The organism is Streptomyces sp. NPDC002790, from assembly GCF_040295505.1.
Lineage (GTDB): Bacteria > Actinomycetota > Actinomycetes > Streptomycetales > Streptomycetaceae > Streptomyces.
The window spans coordinates 16,029-33,672 of the sequence record NZ_JBEOVM010000048.1 but is presented as its reverse complement, the minus strand read 5'-3'; the positions used below and the strand labels follow the sequence as shown (position 1 = coordinate 33,672).

At 64.9% G+C, this 17,644-nt stretch carries 19 protein-coding genes and 1 tRNA gene; 19 read left to right on the top strand and 1 reads right to left on the bottom strand.

The annotated features are described in order from the left end of the window. Positions 1 to 52 precede the first annotated feature (52 nt). Positions 53 to 571: a hypothetical protein gene (locus ABT004_RS21560; RefSeq protein WP_351339244.1), complete on the bottom strand. Its 519-nt coding sequence runs from the start codon at positions 569 to 571 to the stop codon at positions 53 to 55. A gap of 516 nt (positions 572 to 1,087) precedes the next feature. On the opposite strand from ABT004_RS21560, the gene ABT004_RS21555 reads away from it, so the two are divergent. The 19 genes from ABT004_RS21555 to ABT004_RS21465 all read left to right on the top strand — a co-directional run bounded on the left by ABT004_RS21555 (position 1,088) and on the right by ABT004_RS21465 (position 17,644). Next, positions 1,088 to 1,157: transfer RNA gene (locus ABT004_RS21555), tRNA-OTHER, on the top strand. Positions 1,158 to 1,177: 20 nt separating this feature from the next. Then, complete coding sequence (locus ABT004_RS21550; protein ID WP_351339241.1) at positions 1,178 to 1,501, top strand: HNH endonuclease; 324 nt, start codon at positions 1,178 to 1,180, stop codon at positions 1,499 to 1,501. Between the two features lie 44 nt (positions 1,502 to 1,545). After that, positions 1,546 to 1,722 (top strand): hypothetical protein, encoded by a 177-nt coding sequence (locus ABT004_RS21545; RefSeq protein ID WP_351339238.1) that lies wholly within the window; start codon positions 1,546 to 1,548, stop codon positions 1,720 to 1,722. A gap of 3 nt (positions 1,723 to 1,725) precedes the next feature. Then, entirely contained in the window at positions 1,726 to 2,163 is a 438-nt protein-coding gene (locus tag ABT004_RS21540; RefSeq protein WP_351339235.1) for a phage terminase small subunit, read from the top strand. Positions 2,164 to 2,177: 14 nt separating this feature from the next. After that, positions 2,178 to 2,783, top strand: coding sequence for a terminase large subunit domain-containing protein (locus ABT004_RS21535; RefSeq protein WP_351339232.1), 606 nt, complete (start codon positions 2,178 to 2,180; stop codon positions 2,781 to 2,783). After that, entirely contained in the window at positions 2,776 to 3,792 is a 1,017-nt protein-coding gene (locus tag ABT004_RS21530; protein ID WP_351339230.1) for a hypothetical protein, read from the top strand. The genes ABT004_RS21535 and ABT004_RS21530 overlap by 8 nt, the downstream gene beginning before the upstream one ends. Positions 3,793 to 3,820: 28 nt before the next feature. Beyond that, a complete protein-coding gene (locus ABT004_RS21525; RefSeq protein WP_351339227.1) occupies positions 3,821 to 5,308 on the top strand; it encodes a phage portal protein in 1,488 nt (495 codons plus the stop codon). A gap of 74 nt (positions 5,309 to 5,382) precedes the next feature. Continuing rightward, positions 5,383 to 5,925, top strand: a complete 543-nt coding sequence (locus ABT004_RS21520; protein ID WP_351339225.1) for a hypothetical protein — start codon at positions 5,383 to 5,385, stop codon at positions 5,923 to 5,925. A 127-nt stretch (positions 5,926 to 6,052) separates the two neighbouring features. Continuing rightward, on the top strand, positions 6,053 to 7,105 hold the full coding sequence (locus ABT004_RS21515; RefSeq protein ID WP_351339222.1) for a hypothetical protein: 1,053 nt from the start codon (positions 6,053 to 6,055) through the stop codon (positions 7,103 to 7,105). A 4-nt stretch (positions 7,106 to 7,109) separates the two neighbouring features. Then, positions 7,110 to 7,466 (top strand): hypothetical protein, encoded by a 357-nt coding sequence (locus tag ABT004_RS21510; RefSeq protein WP_351339219.1) that lies wholly within the window; start codon positions 7,110 to 7,112, stop codon positions 7,464 to 7,466. Beyond that, a complete protein-coding gene (locus ABT004_RS21505) occupies positions 7,450 to 7,776 on the top strand; it encodes a hypothetical protein (protein ID WP_351339216.1) in 327 nt (108 codons plus the stop codon). Before ABT004_RS21510 ends, ABT004_RS21505 begins: the two co-directional genes overlap by 17 nt. Continuing rightward, positions 7,776 to 8,123 carry a hypothetical protein gene (locus tag ABT004_RS21500; protein WP_351339213.1) on the top strand — a complete coding sequence of 116 codons (348 nt, stop codon included), beginning with the start codon at positions 7,776 to 7,778 and terminating at the stop codon, positions 8,121 to 8,123. Before ABT004_RS21505 ends, ABT004_RS21500 begins: the two co-directional genes overlap by 1 nt. Continuing rightward, the gene (locus ABT004_RS21495) at positions 8,120 to 8,506 is read left to right on the top strand and encodes a hypothetical protein (protein ID WP_351339211.1); all 387 of its coding nucleotides are present in this window, start codon (positions 8,120 to 8,122) and stop codon (positions 8,504 to 8,506) included. Before ABT004_RS21500 ends, ABT004_RS21495 begins: the two co-directional genes overlap by 4 nt. A gap of 2 nt (positions 8,507 to 8,508) precedes the next feature. Further along, positions 8,509 to 8,856, top strand: coding sequence for a hypothetical protein (locus ABT004_RS21490; protein WP_351339208.1), 348 nt, complete (start codon positions 8,509 to 8,511; stop codon positions 8,854 to 8,856). Positions 8,857 to 8,924: 68 nt separating this feature from the next. Then, entirely contained in the window at positions 8,925 to 9,827 is a 903-nt protein-coding gene (locus ABT004_RS21485; RefSeq protein ID WP_351339205.1) for a phage tail tube protein, read from the top strand. Between the two features lie 103 nt (positions 9,828 to 9,930). After that, positions 9,931 to 10,218: a hypothetical protein gene (locus tag ABT004_RS21480; protein ID WP_351339203.1), complete on the top strand. Its 288-nt coding sequence runs from the start codon at positions 9,931 to 9,933 to the stop codon at positions 10,216 to 10,218. A 38-nt stretch (positions 10,219 to 10,256) separates the two neighbouring features. Next, positions 10,257 to 10,631: a hypothetical protein gene (locus ABT004_RS21475; RefSeq protein WP_351339201.1), complete on the top strand. Its 375-nt coding sequence runs from the start codon at positions 10,257 to 10,259 to the stop codon at positions 10,629 to 10,631. Positions 10,632 to 10,640: 9 nt separating this feature from the next. Then, positions 10,641 to 16,640, top strand: coding sequence for a transglycosylase SLT domain-containing protein (locus tag ABT004_RS21470; protein ID WP_351339198.1), 6,000 nt, complete (start codon positions 10,641 to 10,643; stop codon positions 16,638 to 16,640). A 17-nt stretch (positions 16,641 to 16,657) separates the two neighbouring features. Further along, positions 16,658 to 17,644, top strand: coding sequence for a phage tail domain-containing protein (locus ABT004_RS21465; RefSeq protein ID WP_351339196.1), 987 nt, complete (start codon positions 16,658 to 16,660; stop codon positions 17,642 to 17,644).

The window sequence follows — 17,644 nt, the reverse complement described above, 5'->3', positions numbered from 1 at the left end:
GCGAAAGTCTTGACTTTTTGGGACCTGCGACCTAGCTGGGCAGGTCAATCATTCATTCAGCCGTGCCACCGGGGGAGCCCTCGGACCCCTCGGGTGCAGCCGGCAGCGTGTTCGCCTTCCGGAACTCGGCGGTCGGCTCGACCCCCGCGGGGTAGCGCGCCACGTTGCGACCATCGGCGGACGTCCGGGGCTCGAAGACCCACCCGTCGCGCTGCTCGCGGTCGTAGACGAGGACCACGCCGTCCCGCTCGATGCGGTCGAGCAGACGTTTGATCACACGTTCCTGGTGGTCAGACAGGGTGTCGCCCATATTGCGGCGCAGCAGGTACTTCAGGGCCTGGAACTGGCGGTTGTCGTACGGGGCACGGTTCTCCTTCTGCGGAGCCATGTCCCAGACGTCCTTGACCTGCTCCTGGACGGTGCTCGCCAGCGGCTTCTTCCGCAGCCCCATGCGCACCAGGCGCTTGTTGACCGCCTGCGGCGTCACGTCGTACTGCTCGGCGATCTGCTGGTCCGTCTGACCGAGCTGGGCGAGCTTCCGAAGGACACCGTCTACAGGCAGTTTGGCCATGGTTGTACTGCTCCTCGTGTGATCTTTCAGACTTCATGGTGGGCGCCGTCGAGTGGTGATCATACTACCCAGGGATGACCGCAATCAACTCCCAGTCGTAGTTCATCATCCCCAGGTAGGACGACAACCATTTGCCGTCTACAGGTACCGCGATCCACCATCGTCTCTGCTACCCCCGGTACCGCGATCTACCGGTGATCCACGTCTCATTTTCCGGTGAGGCCGTTATTCGGCCTCTCGGTAACACCTACATACTTAGTGAGACCGAGCGAAGCGAGGTCGAACCAAAGTGTCTATACAGCCAACTTAAGAAGTTGGTAAGAAGCCCTCAGATCCTTTTGAGGATCTGAGTTCAGTTTCCTCTCTGTAGAACTCCAAGGTCGAGTGCTCTCCCTTGTCGAGTCCCAGGGAGGACCGAGGCCCCGGTCGCCAGACAAGTAACCGGCCGGGGCCTCTCCCATGCAGTCCGCACCGGCTGATCCCCGGTGTGGGTAAAGGCGGGGTCGCCACCCGCTGGAGTCGCGGTGTGCGGAGTGCACTGCCCCGTTCAGGGGGCGGAGCGGGTTCGAATCCCGCCGACTCACCACGTCACGGAGGGAGGCCACGATGCCCCGAGCGAAGTCGATCTGCATGTCAGTGGGCTGCACCTCTGTGACTGTTCGTTCCGGTCGCTGTGAGGAACACGCCCCTCCCAAGAGGGGCTGGAAGACCTCGGCCAGGAACAAGAACCGACCTGCCGACTTCCACAAGCGACGGGCCACCGTGCTCGCCCGCGACCGCTTCACCTGCCAGCGCTGCGGCTCGAAGACCGAGCTGGAAGTCGATCACCTAGTGCCGGTCGCCAACGGTGGCACCTGGGCTCTGTCGAACCTATGGGTCCTCTGCCGCAGCTGCCACCGCCAAAAGACCTACTTCGAGGACCGCAGGTAGCCCCACTCGAATCATTCATTCACTCATCCCATTGGAGGTTCCCCGTGCCCGACTGCGACGGCCTGTGCACCGACTGCACCTGCGCCTCCCCTCCGGCCAAGGCTGCGACGCGGCCCACGAAGGCCGCCGAGAAGCGCTCATGGCAGCAGGAAGCACTGTTCGAGATGCAGGAACTCGGGGAGCTGTACGGGGTCCAGGCCAGCCTTCTGACGAGGTGGTGACGGATGCCAGCTCGACGCGGGCCGGCACCGAGCCCGAACTCACGGCGCCGCAACACCGACCATGCCCTCGGCGATCACAGCCTCACTCTCTCCTCCGGTGAGAGCAGGGCCCTTCCGAAGGCCCTGGCCATCACCTCCGGGGGCGCGAAGCGCTTCTGGAAGACGTGGGCCAGTGCTCCTCAGACCGAGCACTGGCTTGAGACCGACTGGGCCGAGCTGGAACTCACGACCAAGCTCGTCGATGCCTTCTACCAGGGCGACGTCAAGCTCGCCGGCGAGATCCGGCAGCGGGTCGGCAAATGGGGCGCAACAACGGAGGACCGTGCGCGTCTCCGAATGAACTTTGACAAGCAGGCCGAAGAAGAGGCCCAAAAGGCAGCTCAGGAAGCCAGCACATCAAGCATGGACGAAGAACTGTTCAAGATGCTTTCTGAGCCCTAGAAAGGCGGTGAGGGATGCCGACTACGGGAAACGTGCCGTCCGGCGTCCCTCATCCGACGAGAAGCCTCGGATACGGGATCATCCGTTGGGCACAGCGGTACATCGTCCAGCCGGACGGCGAGAACGCCGGCCAGCCGTGGAAGTTCACGCAGGAGCAGTTGCGCTTCGTGCTGTGGATGTACGCCATCGACGAGAACGGCAAGTGGCAGTTCCGGTCCGCGGCCCTGCGCCGCGCCAAGGGTTGGGGCAAGACACCACTGCTCGCCGCTTTGGCGATCGTTGAGTTCATCGGGCCGGCGCGCTTCTCGCACTTCGACAAGAACGGGATGCCGGTCGGCAAGCGTGTGCCGCTGCCTCTCGTGCAGATCGCTGCAACCTCCCTCGACCAGACCGCGAACACCCGCGACATGATCCGCGGCATGCTCGCCGAGTCGCCGGCCGAGAAGGAGTTCAAGCTCGACATCGGCAAGGGCATCATCCAGTTCAAGGACGGCAAGCCCGGCCGCATCGAGCCCGTCACGTCCTCCTCGCGAGGGCTTGAGGGGGCGAGGCCAACCTTTGGCCGGCCCCGGTGGGATCTCTCCTGCCGGGGCCGGGCCATGCCCGTTTGTTGTGTGTGACGAGGTCCACCACTGGATCGAGTCGAACCAGGGTGTCTACGTCTGGGAAACCCTCGACCGCAACGTCCAGAAGACGGCCGGTGCCGGCTCCCGTCTCATCGAGACAACCAACGCCTTCAACCCCAACGAGAACTCCATCGCCCAGCGGACCTACGAGGCCGCCATGGAGTACGGGGCGAAGGGCCTGTTGTACGACTGCCGGGAAGCCAACCGGGACATCGACCTGAAGGACGAGGACGCAGTCCGGGTCGGTGTCATTGACGCGTACGGCGACTCCCACTGGGTCGACGTTGACGGCATTGTCGACGCGATCATGGACCCCCGCACCGCCCCCGCGGTCGCGTACCGCTTCTACCTGAACAACATCCAGGAGAACGCGGACGGTTGGCTCATCAAGAGCGAGTGGGATGCCTGCCTCGACGAGGACGACCCGATCCGCCCCGGTGATCAGATATCCATCGGCTTCGACGGCTCCCTCCGGGGAGATGCCACCGGTCTGGTCGGCTGCCGTCTGCGGGACGGCAAGCTCTTCCTCCTCGGCCTGTGGGAGAACCCCCGCGATCTGAAGCAGCCCGACTGGGAAGTAGACGTACTTGCTGTCGAGGCCGCCGTGAAGCGGGCCTTCGAGACGTACAAGGTCGAGTGGTTCTACGGCGATCCGCCGTACTGGCAGGAGGCCATTGGCCGTTGGGCCATCACGTACGGCGACGACTACGTCTTCGAGTACTGGACCAACAAGCCCATGCGGATGTGTGAGGCCACCGAGCGCCTGCACTCCGCCGTCGCGGTTGGCGACGTGAAGCACGACGGAGACCCGGACCTGACCCGGCACTGCCTCAACGCCGTGACCCGGGAGGTCCCGCAGGGGCTCCTCATTTGCAAGGACTCCCCCCGGTCGAAACGAAAGATCGACCTGGCCGTGTGCGCGATCTTGGCCTTCGAGGCCCGCGCGGATGCGATTGCTGATGGACGAATGCAGATCAAGCGAAGGCGTGTAGTTGGGTTCTGAGTAAGGCCCCGCACAGAAAGGGGCCTGCATGACAGCTGCCACTTTGCAGAAGACTCCCGGCGACAACATAGGTTCGCCGCCGGCCACTCCCGGCGAGTGGATGGACTACCTGAAGGGCAAGCTCACCGCCCAGAAGGGCAAGTTCCTCCGGTTCGGCGAGTACTACGACGGCCGGCATCAGAAGATGCTGTTCGCCCAGTCCAAGTACCGCACCGAGTTTGCGGATGTCTTCGATCACTGGAACGACAACTTCTGCGGCCTGGTCATCGACTCGGTGAACGAGCGCCTGGCCATTGACGGCTTCCGCATGACGGACGAGCCGCAGGCCGACAAGGAAGCCCGCCGCATCTGGCAGCGCAACTTCCTCGACGCCGAGTCGGCCTCCGGCCACCTCGACGCGATGGCGCAGGGCTCCGCCTACGTCGTCGTGTGGGCCGACAAGGACGGTGACCCGGTCATCACCGTGGAGTCAGCCGAAACGGTGGTTGTGCAGTTCAAGCCCGGCTCCCGACGCGAAGTCGAGGCCGCGGCCAAGTTCTTCGTCGATGACTGGGGACGCGAGCACTGCACACTGTGGCTCGAAGAAGTGGTCTGTACGGGTGGGCCCTCCCTCGCCGGCTATTCGATCGAGACGACGGAGAAGAACCCGCTCAAGGTCGTACCGGTCGTCCCGCTCCAGAACCGCACCCGGCTCATCGGTGACCCGATGTCGGACCTGGCGCCGATCATCCCGATCCAGGACGCGGTCAACAAGGTCACCGCGGACGCGCTCGTTGCGTCCGAGTACGCGGCCTGGCCGCAGCGGTACGTGACCGGCCTGGAGATCCAGGAGGACGAGCAGGGCCGGGCCATCGAGCCGTTCCGTGTCGCAGTGGACAAGCTCCTCCAGGCCGAGGACCCCGGAGCGTCCTTCGGCCAGTTCGACGCCGCGGACTTGAGCAACTACGTCGACCTCGTCGACATGCTCGTCCAGCACATGGCGTCGATCTCCCGCATCCCCTTCCACTACATGCTCAAGGGCGGGCAGGTCCCGTCCGGAGACTCCATCACTTCCGCGGAGGCCGGCCTGATCGCCAAGACCCGAGAACGAATGCTGCACTTCGGTGAAGCGTGGGAGCGGGTCATGAGGCTCGCGTTCCTCGTCCTCAAGGACAAGGAGCGGGCCGAGGCGTACGAGGCCGAGGTCATGTGGAAGGACCCGGAGAACCGCACCGAGGCTCAGCACATGGACTCGCTGCTCAAGCTCCAGATGCTCAACGTTCCCAAGCAGCAGCTCTGGCTCGACGCGGGGTACACCCCTCAGCAAATCGAGCGTTTCCAGGACCTGTTGGAGGAAGAGGCCAAGACCGAAATGGAGATGGCCGACAAGTATCAGACGCAGGCTGAGAAGGCTGCGATGGTTCAGCCCGGCCAGGAAGCCAAGCCTGGTGGGGGCGACAAGAAGGCCCAGAAGGCAGCCAGCAAGGCGCCGCAGGGCAACAGCGGTAACGCGGCCCGTGAGAAGGCCGGCAAGTAGTACCGCGCACCTCACATGACGGTCCCCGAAACGGGGGCCTTTTTTGTTTCCCCTATCCGAAATGGATGTTGCACATGACTGAGACTCCGAACGAGACGCCCGCCGAGTCCACTCCCGACGTTGCTGCCCTTCACGCAGAGGTCGAGAAGTGGAAGTCGCTGTCCCGCAAGAACGAGGACCGCTTCAAGCAGGCCAGCACCGAGCTGGACGGTTTCCGGCAGTCATCGCTCAGTGACCACGAGAAGGCTCTTGAGGCCGCCCGCGCGGAGGCCCGCAAGGCAGTGGTCGGCGAGTTCGGTACCCGCCTCGCTGAGGCAGAGCTTCGCGCCCACGCCGCAAAGGCCGGCGTCGACCTGCCTGGCCTGGAGTACCTGAACGTCGGCTCGTTCGTGACTGACGACGGCGCCGTCAACGGCGACGCCATCGGCCAGTTCGTCTCGTCGCTTCCGAAGCCGGTTGAGAAGCCCGAGTTCGCTCAGGGCCTTGGTCTCGGCCGACAGGGCGGCACGGGTGTCCCGCAGCTCACGCGCGAGGACATGGCCCGGATGTCGCCCGCCCAGATCGTCACCGCGAAGAAGGAGGGCAAGTTCGACGCCCTTCAGCGCGGCGAGATCTGATCTCCCCCTTTTTGACTCAACGGTTGATTGCGGTAACGTACATCTCTTTTTTTGACCTAAAAGTTGATTGCGGTAACGCGATGCCTCAAGCCGCCTCCGGGCGGCATTTTCATTTGGAGCACCGCCTATGACTTCTGCGCCTGTCTTTTCGAACGGCTTCAACACCACCGCGGGTGACGGCTACCAAGCCGCGAGCGGCAACGTCTTCGTCCCCGAGCTGTACACGGCCCAGCTCCTCACGGACCTGGAGGAGAACCTGGTCCTCGGCTCCTCTCTGATCTGCAACCGCAATTTCGAGGGCGAGTTCCGGCGCGAGGGCGACGTGCTGCACGTGCCGCACTTCGTCGACACCGTGACCGACAAGGGCGCCGTGCCCGCGTACGGCGAGATCGCCGGCCAGGCCGACCACGCCTCCCTTGAGTACATGGACGTGCGGGTCCGCAAGGGCTCCTCGTTCCACATCGAGGTGGACAACGTCCACCAGTGGCAGACCAAGGACGGCGTGAACCTCTTCGAGAACCTGGTCACCCAGCGCGCTCGCAAGACCGCCATCGGCGTCGACTCGCTCATTGCCAAGACGATCGCCTTCGGTATCGACGGCAAGGACTACAACGGCGTCGAGGCCGGCAAGACGCCCGGCGCGAACACGCTGCACGGCAAGATCAAGAAGTTCGAGGGCACCACCGAGAACGGCGCCGACGACCGGCTGACCGACGACGTGTACGACATCCTCATCGACATGATCCAGGAGCTGGACATCAACCAGGCTCCTGAGTCGCGCTACCTGATGATCTCGCCGAAGGTCCGCGCCAACCTCCTGCGCAACCCGGAGTTCAAGGACCAGTCCCACTGGGGTTCGGGTGCTGTCATGCCGTCCGGCCAGATCGGCCAGATCCTCGGCATCCCGGTGTTCACCACGACCACGCTCGGCAACCACAACCGCAGCACGGCGAAGTTCACCAAGAACGCGCACACGGATGCTTCCGGGATCGACATGATCCTCGGCTCCACCAACGCCGTGTCCCTGCTCATCCCGCACGCCGAGATGAAGCAGTACGAGCCGGAGGCCAAGTTCACGCAGGCCGTCAAGAGCCGCGTGTTCTACGACGCCAAGGTCATCCGACCCGAACAGCTCGTCGTGTTCTCCGCCAAGGCGAAGGCCGCGGGCGGCGGCGCCTGATCCCATGACCGTGACCGTGACTGACATCGAGGTCAGGATCGGCAGGACATTCGAGGACGCTGAGAAGCCGAGGGTGGAGGCGTTCATTCACGACGCCTCCGCCCTCATCGCGGACTACTGCGGCAGCGGCTACCGCGAGGGCGCACCCGGTATCCGTGCCGTGCTGTGCTCGGAGGTCATCCGGTGGCTGGCGGTACAGCCCGGCATCGTCTCCGAACGGGTCGGCGACATCGAGGTCCAGTTCGGTTCCACCTCATCCATCCAGCAGCTCTCGCCGGCGGCCCGAGCCTCCCTGAAGCGCTACCGCCGGAAGCTGGCCTCCATCTCCCTGACCAGGGGGGCGGATGATCTTCTTCAATGATCCTGTCGAGATTCACAGCGCCCCGATAACCGAGGGCGCCTACACCCGTCACCGGGGCTGGGACAACGCCACGAAGACCTGGGCGGGACTCGCCAACGTCCAGCCCGAACGGTCCTTCGAGACCCGCAGTCCCGAGCGCGAGACCGCGCAAGAACGGCTCCTGGTCTACCTGCCGTGGGGGACTCCCGTGGATGCCCCGGACCGGCTCCTGTTCAACGGCCACTGGTTCGAGGTCGACGGCGAGCCGATGCGCTGGAGCTATGGCTCCCTCCGGCACGTCCGTATCCGAGCTTGGAGGGTGACCAACTGATGGCAGATTTCAAGCTCGTGATGCACCGGAACTGGGAGTACGCTGTCTTCCATTCCACCGGCACTCGGGACCTGGTGGCCAAGCACGCAGCGAAGATTGCCGGAGAGGCCATCAAGGAAGCACCGCGTGCGAGTGCCACCAAGGGCAACTGGAACCAGGTCAAGAAGCACATCGAGGCGCACGCCGAAGCGGACGCCTGGGGCTGGCGCGGCAACGTGACGATCGAGGACAACCCGAAGGTCCGGCACGCCATGCTCCAGGAGCGCGGCTGGACCGACCGCAAGGGCCGCCGCCATCCGGGCCGGCGATTCCTGAAGGCGGCGCTGTTGAAGGCGAGGGTCGAATGACACGTGACCCCATCGCCTTCCTCGTCCAGTACCTCCGGGCATGCCTGAAGCTCCCGGCCGGTGCCGTGACCGGCGACCTGGTGGGACGCAATCCCGGTGACGTGACGGTGTGCCTGGAGCACTCTGGCGGCTTCCGCATCGTCCGCCATAGAGCGGACCGAGCCGATGTCGAGTACTCCGTCTTCCACCCCGACCGCGAGAAGGCCGCGGGCCTCGCCTATGAGATCCGCACTGTGCTGCTCGAAGAACTGCCGGGCGCCGACGTGGACGGCGTCCTGGTGCTCGACGTTGCGGATATCGACTCCCCCAAGTACCTGCCGGACAGCACTTCTCGGGAGCACTGCTACGGCGGCGAGGTCGCCGTTTCTTACATCGAGGAGTAGCCATGGCCAGCATCATGAAGTTCGACTTCAAGTCGATGAACTTCGTCGGCGTTCCCGGCACTGAGATCGTCCTTGAGATCACTCACATCAACGCTCACCCGGACACTCCGGAGGACGAGCGAGTGAGGGTCATCAACACCGGCCAGGACTGGCCGGCGACTGACTTCACCCTCACCGAGGACGCCTACGGGAAGCCGTTCAACGAGGGCGACATATTCCAGGTCCGCGCCAAGGTCGCGAAGACCGATGGCGGCGAGTCTGAGTGGAGTATCCCGGTCTCCACTCCACCGGTTCCGTATGTCCCGCCGAAGATCCCGGAGATCAGCGAGATCACCTGGGAGACGGACTGACAACCGAATAACTCACCTCTCAAGCCCCCTTCTAGGGGCTTTTTTCATGCCCTTTTCCAGGAGGCTCTATGTCTACTCCCACAGAGACCGGCAACCCGCAGAAGATTCGGTTCGCCCCCAACGGTGCCCTTCACATCGCGCCGGCCCCCCAGGTGAGCGACGCTCCCGGCTCCGGCACCGTCCTCCCGTCCAGCCTCGATGCACTTGGCGCCCCATTCAAGAACCTCGGCTACGTCGACGAGGGCGGCGTGACCATCACTCCGTCGATCGAGACGGACCCGGTCAACGTGTGGCAGTCCGCCGTACCTGTCCTCTACAACGTCAAGAGCGCTTCGTTCCAGGTCAAGGCGACCCTGATGGAGACCTCGAAGATCACGACCGAGCTGTTCTTCGGTGCGTCGTGGGTGGAGTCCAAGGAGACGCCGGGTCTCTTCCGGCTCGACCTGAAGTCCACGCCCGAGCTGAACGAGCTGGCTCTCGTCGTTGACTGGTCGCAGGGCAAGACCAAGTACCGCTGCGTCATCGGCCGCGCGATGATCTCCGACCGCGGCGCGATCCAGCTCCAGCGTGCCGAGAACGGGAAGTTTGAACTCACGATCGACGCCCTCGACTACAACGGCGGCCTTGGATACGTGCTGACGAACGACGACCTGAACGAGTCGGGCAGCTCCGTCCAGGAGCCTGCCGCGGCCCGCCTGTCCGGCAACACCACGGAACAGGGCGGGACCGTCACCCTGACCGGTGAGAACTTCGCTCCGAGCGCTGCGGCCGTCTTCACCATCACCGGCCCGGCTGGCTCGGACGGCAAGGTGACGGCCGGCTCGGCGACCACCGACCCGCAGGGCAATGTCACCTCGGTCATCGCGGCTGCGGAAGACGCCCCTGTCGGCTCGTACACGGTGAAGGTCTCCGTCAGCGGCGTTGAGGCTTCCGCCGGCTCCCTCTCGGTCACCGCGAAGACCGGCGAGTAGCAGAACGAATCCCTTGCCGGGGAGGGACAAATTCCCCGGCCCCTCTCTCATACCCCGCACTGACTTCAGGCCCCCAACGGGGCCTTTCCTATTTGGAGTTGCCATGACTGCTGCGAAGACCCCGCGCAAGACCACCGCTGCGAAGAAGGCCGAGGCCGGCGTCGAGGACCAGCCGACGACGTTCGAGCACAACGACGTCGAGTACACGATCCCGGCCCCGCTCGACCTGCCCGTGGGCCTTCTGGAGGTCGACGACGAGGTGGAGGCGATCAAGCTGATCCTCGGCGTGCAGTGGGACGCCTACAAGGCGACCGGTGCGACGATCCGGGACTTCCAGGCATTCGCCGAGAAGGTCTCCGAGGCGGCTGGGTTCGGCGATTCGGGAAACTGATCCGCGCCGTCCATGCCGTACGCGACTTCTCCGACGAGTTGGAGGCTGACTTCCTCGAATTCTTCGGGGTCGATCTCCTCGACGTATGGCGTGGGCGGCTGTCTCTCAGGCGCGTACACGTCCTCATCCAGTCGCTGATCAAGAAGGCCGGCCGGTCCACCTTCCTTGCGGAAGTCGACGTGACCGCGGCCTGGTCCATCACAGACCACCTGATCGCTCGTGTCAGCGATGCAGCAGAAGTCTCCAACTACCTCTTTATCAAGGCCAATTCGGAAGATTCGGCGGACTTGCAGGTCCCCGAGCCCGTCGAGAGGCCAGGCCAGGACAAGCAGGAGAAGCCGAAGGAATCTGACCACGCATTCGCCGATGGTGCCGAGCTGTCCTCCTTCTTCACGCACATGAGCAATCTCTAAGGAGGCGCTATGGCAGGTTCACGCGGCGCCATCAAGGTCGGTACGGGATATATCTCGATCGAGCCGCACCTAGACCGCGATGCCCTCGCCCGGATGCGGACTCAGCTCACGTCGACCATGGGTCGCTACGGGCGCGAGTTCGGCAAGGCCCTGAGCACTGGCATGAGCCGCGGCTTCGAGGGTCTGACGCGGGAAGCCACCTCCGAGGCCCGGAAGATGAACCGGGCCCTGAACCAGCAGGCCAAGCAGGGTGCTTCGGAACGCGGCAAGACCCACAAGCAGGAAGCCAAGAGCTTCGCCGAGGTCGAGCAGGAGATCAGCCGGACGCACGGGAAGCAGGTCGCAGCCCGCGCCCGTCAGGCCCTCGAAGCGTCGCAGAAGCGGACCGAGGGGCACTCCAAGGAAGCCAAGCAGGCCCTGCGGCTCCACCAGCAGAGCGTCGAGGGGATGGCTCGCGCGGATCGCGAGCTGGACACCGAGCAGCGTCGGACCGCACAGGAGCGGGCCCGCCGTCTCCTGCGGGGCTATCAGGAAGACCTCCGTGAGTACCGGAGCACGGAGGCCGCCAAGCGGCGTTCGCTGGAGGACTCGGCCCGCATGGACCGGGAGGTCCACCAGGAGCAGCTTCGCCAGGAGCGGCAGCGTCGTGCCGAGCAGGCCGAGACGCTGCGGCAGCAGAAGGCGGCGCTGCGGGAGATGGCCCGTGCTCGTCGAGCTGACCTTCAGAATCAGATCGAGGCGGCGCAGGTCCAGCGCCGCATGCTCCAGGACCAGGTGGCCGAGCACCGCCGTGCGATGAGCACGATGACAGCCAACACCGAGCCGTTCTTCAAGCGGTTCAACAGGGGTTGGGAGACGTCGGCGAAGAAGCTCGACACCTTCGGTACCCATGTCACCGAGACCGGACGCCTGATCACGCACCACCTGATCGGCCCGCTGGGGCTTCTCGCTTCCGGCCTGTCCCTGGTCGGTGTGAAGTCGGCCGACTCGATGATGCAGGCGCAGACCGGTCTCCACGGCATGGGCCTGGCCGTCAAGGACGTGAACAAGCTCCTCAAGGAGATGCAGCAGTACGCGATCCAGACGCCGTACTCGCTGGAGGACATGCAGAAGTACTCGACGCGGTACGCGCGAGCGCTCGCCTCCCACAACGAGGACTTCAATTCGAAGGACGCCCGCCGTAAGGCGAAGGGGTCGAAGGCCGTCTCCCAGAAGGCCGGCGACATCGTCGAGATGATCGGTGACCAGGCCGCTTACGGCGGAATCATGGACCCGACGATGGTCTCGCAGGGCATGTACGCCACCGAGGTCATCCTCGACATGGGCCGTACTCCGATGCGGAACATGAAGCAGCTCGAACGTGCGACGGGTATCCCCGCGAACGAGCTGGCCCGGATGTACGGCTTCAAGGACCGGATGGTCAAGGACAAGGCCAACCCCGGCAAGATGAAGAAGCAGTCGGCTTCGGCGCAGATGTATGAGTTCATGCAGAACGCCAAGGAGACCGGCGGTATCGAGGGCTCCGACCTCATCGACAAGCTGCTTGAGCGCTGGGAGACACATCCCGGCATCAAGGGGTCGGCCAACCGCATGGCGAACGCCACGATCAGCGGTCGCGTCCAGCAGATGAAGGAGAACGCGCAGGTCTCCCTCGGAAAGCTCTTCTACTCCGAGAAGAAGGACGGCTCGTTCGCCTACACCGGTCTCGGCTCCACGATCATGGGCAAGAAGAACGAGAAGACCGGCGAGATGGAGGGTGGTCTCCTCAACGAGCTGCAAGGCATGGGCTCCGAGCTGCTGCCGATGATCCGGGAGCTGCTGACCGAGTTCTTCCAGGTGCTGACGAAGTTCGTCCAGTGGATACGCTCGACGGTCGACTTCCTCGCCGCTCGCCCAGAGCTGCGGAACTTCGTCCTCAAGGTCGCGAAGATGGCCGCGATGGCGGCCCCGTTCATCCTCGGCCTGGGCCTGCTGACCAAGACGTTCGGCAAGCTCGGCAAGCTGCTCTCCCCGGCCCTCGGCCTGGCCCGTGGCTTCGTCAGCGGTCTGGCCGGAGCGGGCAAGGTGCTCGGCCAGATCAAGGCCGGCCGCCAGAGTCGTCAGAACGGTGGCACCTTCCGACAGGGCTACCGTGAACGTCGCACCGAGCTGCGGGGCGGCGACAACCGGAGCATGGGTCGCCGTACTTGGGACCGTTTTCGGGGCCAGAACAGCCGTACTGAAGAGGTCCGGATTCAGACCGGGCACGCCGAACAGTCGCTCCGGACCCTGGACGAGAAGATTCGCGGCCTGAAGCAGGAGCTGCGCGGCGTCAACAACATCAGCCTCGACCCGGCGATGAACGCTCTCGGCGGGAGGGCCGGCCAGAGCCTCGCGTCTGCTGCTCGGGACGCGTCCACGCGTATTCAGCAAGCCACGAACAACATGCGGGAGTTGAACGAGCGCACAACTGGCGGTGTCCGTCAGCAAGTTGGGCTTCTGTCGCAGAAGACGGAGACCGCCGAGCACAAGGTGAAGGACGCCTCTGCGGCGGTGAAGAAGCTCAACGGCCGGGGGCTGAAGGCCCTGCGCCAGGAGTTCGACTGGACGAAGCCCAAGGTCACCGCGGTCCGAACCGCTGTGCAGCAGGTCATCGACCGCATGACAAAGCTCAACGGCAAGCCGCTGAAGGCGCTGCGCGACCGCTTCAAGGGCGGGGGCTCCTCCCTGTACTCGGCGGTCAACGCTGTCGCCGGGAAGCTGACCACGGTCAACAGCCGGATGGATTCGCTCGCCAAGCGGCGGGTCACCTCGACGACGACCTCGGTCAACAACCTGAAGCGGGCGTTGAAGGGCGCCGCCGACGAGGCGAGCGACCTGAGTACGAGCGTCGGCGAGGTCAACGCGATCACCGGTCTCGGTGGCGGCAAGGGGAAGGGGAAGCACCGCAAGCCGGGCAAACACGCTATGGGTGGTGTCCTGCCGGGCTATGCGCCCGGCGTCGACAACATCCCGGCGATCCTCTCCCCGGGCGAGGCGATCCTCCGTCCGGAGGTCGCAGCTCATCTCGGTGAGGGCACCATCAACACGTGGAACGCGCAGGCGGCGCGTGGCCGGCTCTCGCGCTTCGCCAAGGGTGGTGTCGCCAAGGGCAAGGGGCACGGCGGCGGTAAGCGCTGGCCGTTCTCGATCCTCGACGAGCTGACCAATTCGATCAACTTCGCTCCCGCGTTCAACGCGTTCAGCGGCGGCATCGACATGGCCTCGGCAGGGTCGAAGATCGGCGGGTCTACGGGTGCCAACGTGCGCTCCTGGGGTGCCCGGACGGGCGGTGACTCGTCGGGCCGTGCGGCGAACAACCGCTTCACGAACATGCGCGAGTTCATGTTCTCGCGGCTGCCGGACTTCCTGAAGGCCACGCCGACCGGAATCGGCAACGTGATCGGTCTCGCGGCAGGCGCTATCGCCCCGACTGCCGGTCAGCTCTTCTGGGACGACGTGTGGAAGGGCAACGGGAACATCCTCCAGCGCGGAGCGAAGTTCACCACCGACCTGCTCAACCCTTCGAACCTCCTCGACATGATCAAGGATCTGTTCTCGGGCCTGGCCGACATGGTGAAGGGCCTGGGCTCCCTGGCCAAGGATCTGGTGACCAACCCGAAGAAGGTCCTGGACGAGGCGATCGGCACCTTCACCGATCTGTTCAACGGCGTGATCGACTCCGTGAAGGGCATGATCGATCTGGTCGGCAAGATCATGGGGAACCCCTCCGAGTTCGCCCGTGAGGTCTGGGACTCCTTCTACGCGCAAGCCAAGGAGAACCTGCCGAACACGGAGGGCCTGTTCAAGTTCGCGGACGGCGGTGTCGTGCCCGGCTACTCGCCCGGCAACGACCGCGTTCACGCGATGCTGTCCCCCGGCGAGGCGATCCTCCGCCCAGACGCGGTAAGGGCCCTCGGATACAAGACCGTGCTCGGCCTGAATCAGCAGGCGAAGGGCGGCAAGCCCGCGACGGCACCCACTGCCCCGGACCAGGCTGTGACGCCGATACCGGACGCTGAAGCCTTCGAGGCCGCAGCGAAGCGGATCGAGGCGGCGCTCACCTCGATGACGGCCGCGGTGCGGTCGCACCAGTCGGCTTCGGCCGGCTCGTGGGCCGACATCGGCGCCAAGGTCGCTCAGGCCGTGGACGGGCAGATCAAGCCCGCTCAGGGCAGGTGGATCAACCACCTGGGTCAGCTGACGGCGACGGAGCGGAACTTCCGCAGCTCGAACCAGGGTGCCTGGTCGGACGTGGCCCGTCAGGTGTCCTCGTCGACCTCGAACGCGCTCAGCTCGTTCGGTCGCCTCCGTAATGGGGTGGACCAGACGAAGCGGTTCTTCGAGCAGGCGTCCAGCCGTATCCGTGAGGTCTGGCGTTCCGCGATGAACTTCGTGGACTCCTCGACCAGGAGCACGGTCAACGGCCCGTACAACAAGGGCGCGGTCGGCATGATCAGCTCGATGGCGAAGCTCGCCGGGACCAGCTCCCCGCTGCACCCGGTGAAGTTCAACACGGGTGGTGTCGTGCCGGGCTTCCTGCCGGGCGTCGACAAGGTGCCCGCGGTGCTGTCTCCCGGTGAAGGAATCCTTCGGCCCGAGGTCGTTCGCGCTCTCGGGAAGGAAACGATTCTTCACTGGAACGAGCAGGCCCGTAAGGGCGGCAACATGTTCGCCAACGGTGGCGTCGTCGGCGACGGCGCGTCCTGGGTGCGCAGGCACAAGGACGATCCGTACGAGGGCTACGAGGAAGCGGTCCACAAGGGCTGGGACGCGGCTATCGCGCCGCAGCTCAAGTCCATCGCCTCGAAGTTCGGTGAGGCCGGCAAGCTCAACGCGGGAGCGTTCGGCAAGGCTGAGCCGTGGCTCGCCAAGTGGGGCAAGTGGGCCGACGACCACACGGGCGGCGGTGGCGGCCAGGTCGTCAAGCTCGCCCTCCAGGAGGCCAAGTCCGGGGACCTGTCCGGGCGGAAGTACATCGGCAGCTCGGCCTACGAGTCGTGGTGTGCCGACTTCGTGTCGTACGTCGTCGACCATGCCGGGGCGAACGCGGCCTACGGCGGTTCCCCGAAGGGGACGCCGAAGAACCGCTGGCCCGCGGTAGCCACCTGGGTCAACAAGATGAGCCGGGTGCCGACCGGTCAGGCTCGTGCTGGTGACCTCATGGTCTACAAGGGCTACGGCCCTGGTAACTGGGGACACATCAACATCGCTACCGGCAAGCAGGGCAAGTCCCTGGAGACCGTGGGCGGTAACGAGTCCCGGTCCATCCGCCGCCAGCTCGGTTACGGCGACCGTGCTGACGGTGCTCTTCGCCCTCGGGGCGGTGCACCGGGCACCGGGAAGGGCCCTGTCCTCAACCCGTGGCCGGGTTCGCTGGCTGCTCTGTCCGAGGGTGTCGGCGACTACGACATGCCGACTGGCAGCTCGGTCAACCGCTGGCGCCCGCTGGTTCTGCGAGTCATCAAGGAACTCGGCGGCAAGGGTGGCCTCTCCTCCAAGGACGCTGACCTGATCCTTCGCCGGATCTCGGTCGAGTCCGGAGGCAACCCGCGGGCCGTGAACAACTGGGACTCGAACGCGAAGGCCGGGCATCCGTCCAAGGGCCTGATGCAGACGATCCTCGGGACGTTCAATGCGTACGCCGGGCCGTACAAGTCCCTTGGCCAGTACGACCCGTTGGCGTCGATCTACGCGGGCGTGAACTACGCGATCTCGCGCTACGGCTCCGGCTGGCGCCGGGCCCTGTCCGGCAACAAGGGCTACTGGACCGGAACCAAGTCGGCTACGGCCGGCCTGGCGATGGTCGGTGAGCAGGGGCCTGAGCTGGTGAATTTCCGCGGCGGTGAGCGGGTCTACAACGCCCGCAGGACCGAGGAGATGGTCGCCGGTAAGCGGTACGAGATCCACATTCACGAGGCCAAGTCCGAGAACACCACGGACGCGGTCCTCCGTGCCATGCGCACGGCGGAGGTGATGGCCGGGTTCTAAACGAGAGGTAGGTACGTATGCCCATTCCAGCAACAGAAAACCAGGTCGAGGAGCCGCCGGTACAGCCACGGCCTCAACCTCCTGTTCCAGCGGAGTGGGGATACACCTACGTCTCGATCCGTGGCGCGAACGGTGAGGGGGAGGAAATCCCCCTCACCGGCTCCCAGGGCAAGGACTGGCCGGCCGTCATGATGCAGGCCGGCGCCCAGGGCCTCGACATGCCCCCGGTCGAGCTGCACTCCGACACGAGTCCGAACCTGCACGGTTCGATCTACCGGTCCGCGCGCTATGCCCAGCGCGAGGTCATGCTCCCCGTCTACATCCATGGCATCGACCGCCGTACTCTGCGGCGGCTGAAGGACAAGCTGATCGACGCACTCGACCCGACGAGCGGGTACTGCGTCCTGAAGTTCATGGAGGCCGACTCCAGGCCCCGATACCTCTACGCCTACTACAAGGGCGGCGTGGAAGGCGACGAGGGTGAGGACAGCGCGGGCTTCCGGTGGTGCCGCTTCGGCATCCAGCTCACGGCCTTCGACCCGTGGTTCTACTCGGACCAAATCCAGGTGGCCCAGTGGAAGTTCGGACAGGGAGAAGCGTTCCTGTCGACCGAGAAGTCCCTCCTGCCCCTGCGCATAGAGAAGGGCATGATCGCCACACCCGACCTGTCGGTCTACAACCCCGGCAACGTCGAGGCGTGGCCCGTGTGGGAACTGACCGGCCCCATCCGCGGATTCAAGTTCGCCTTCAAAGGCAAGTCCTTCGAGATCCCCGCCTCCGGCACTGATGTGGTGGCCGCAGGCCGGACTCTCACCGTCGACACCCGGCCCGGATACAAGACTCTCCGGGACGACATGGACAAGAACTACTGGACAAGTCTCGGGACGAACCCGCAACTCTGGTCCATCCCCAAGGGATGGTCCTCGATATCCGTAGAAATGGCCCCCGGCTCGGGGGCTTCTTCATTGAGGCTGTCTTTCCTGCCTCGCTTCAAGACTTACTAG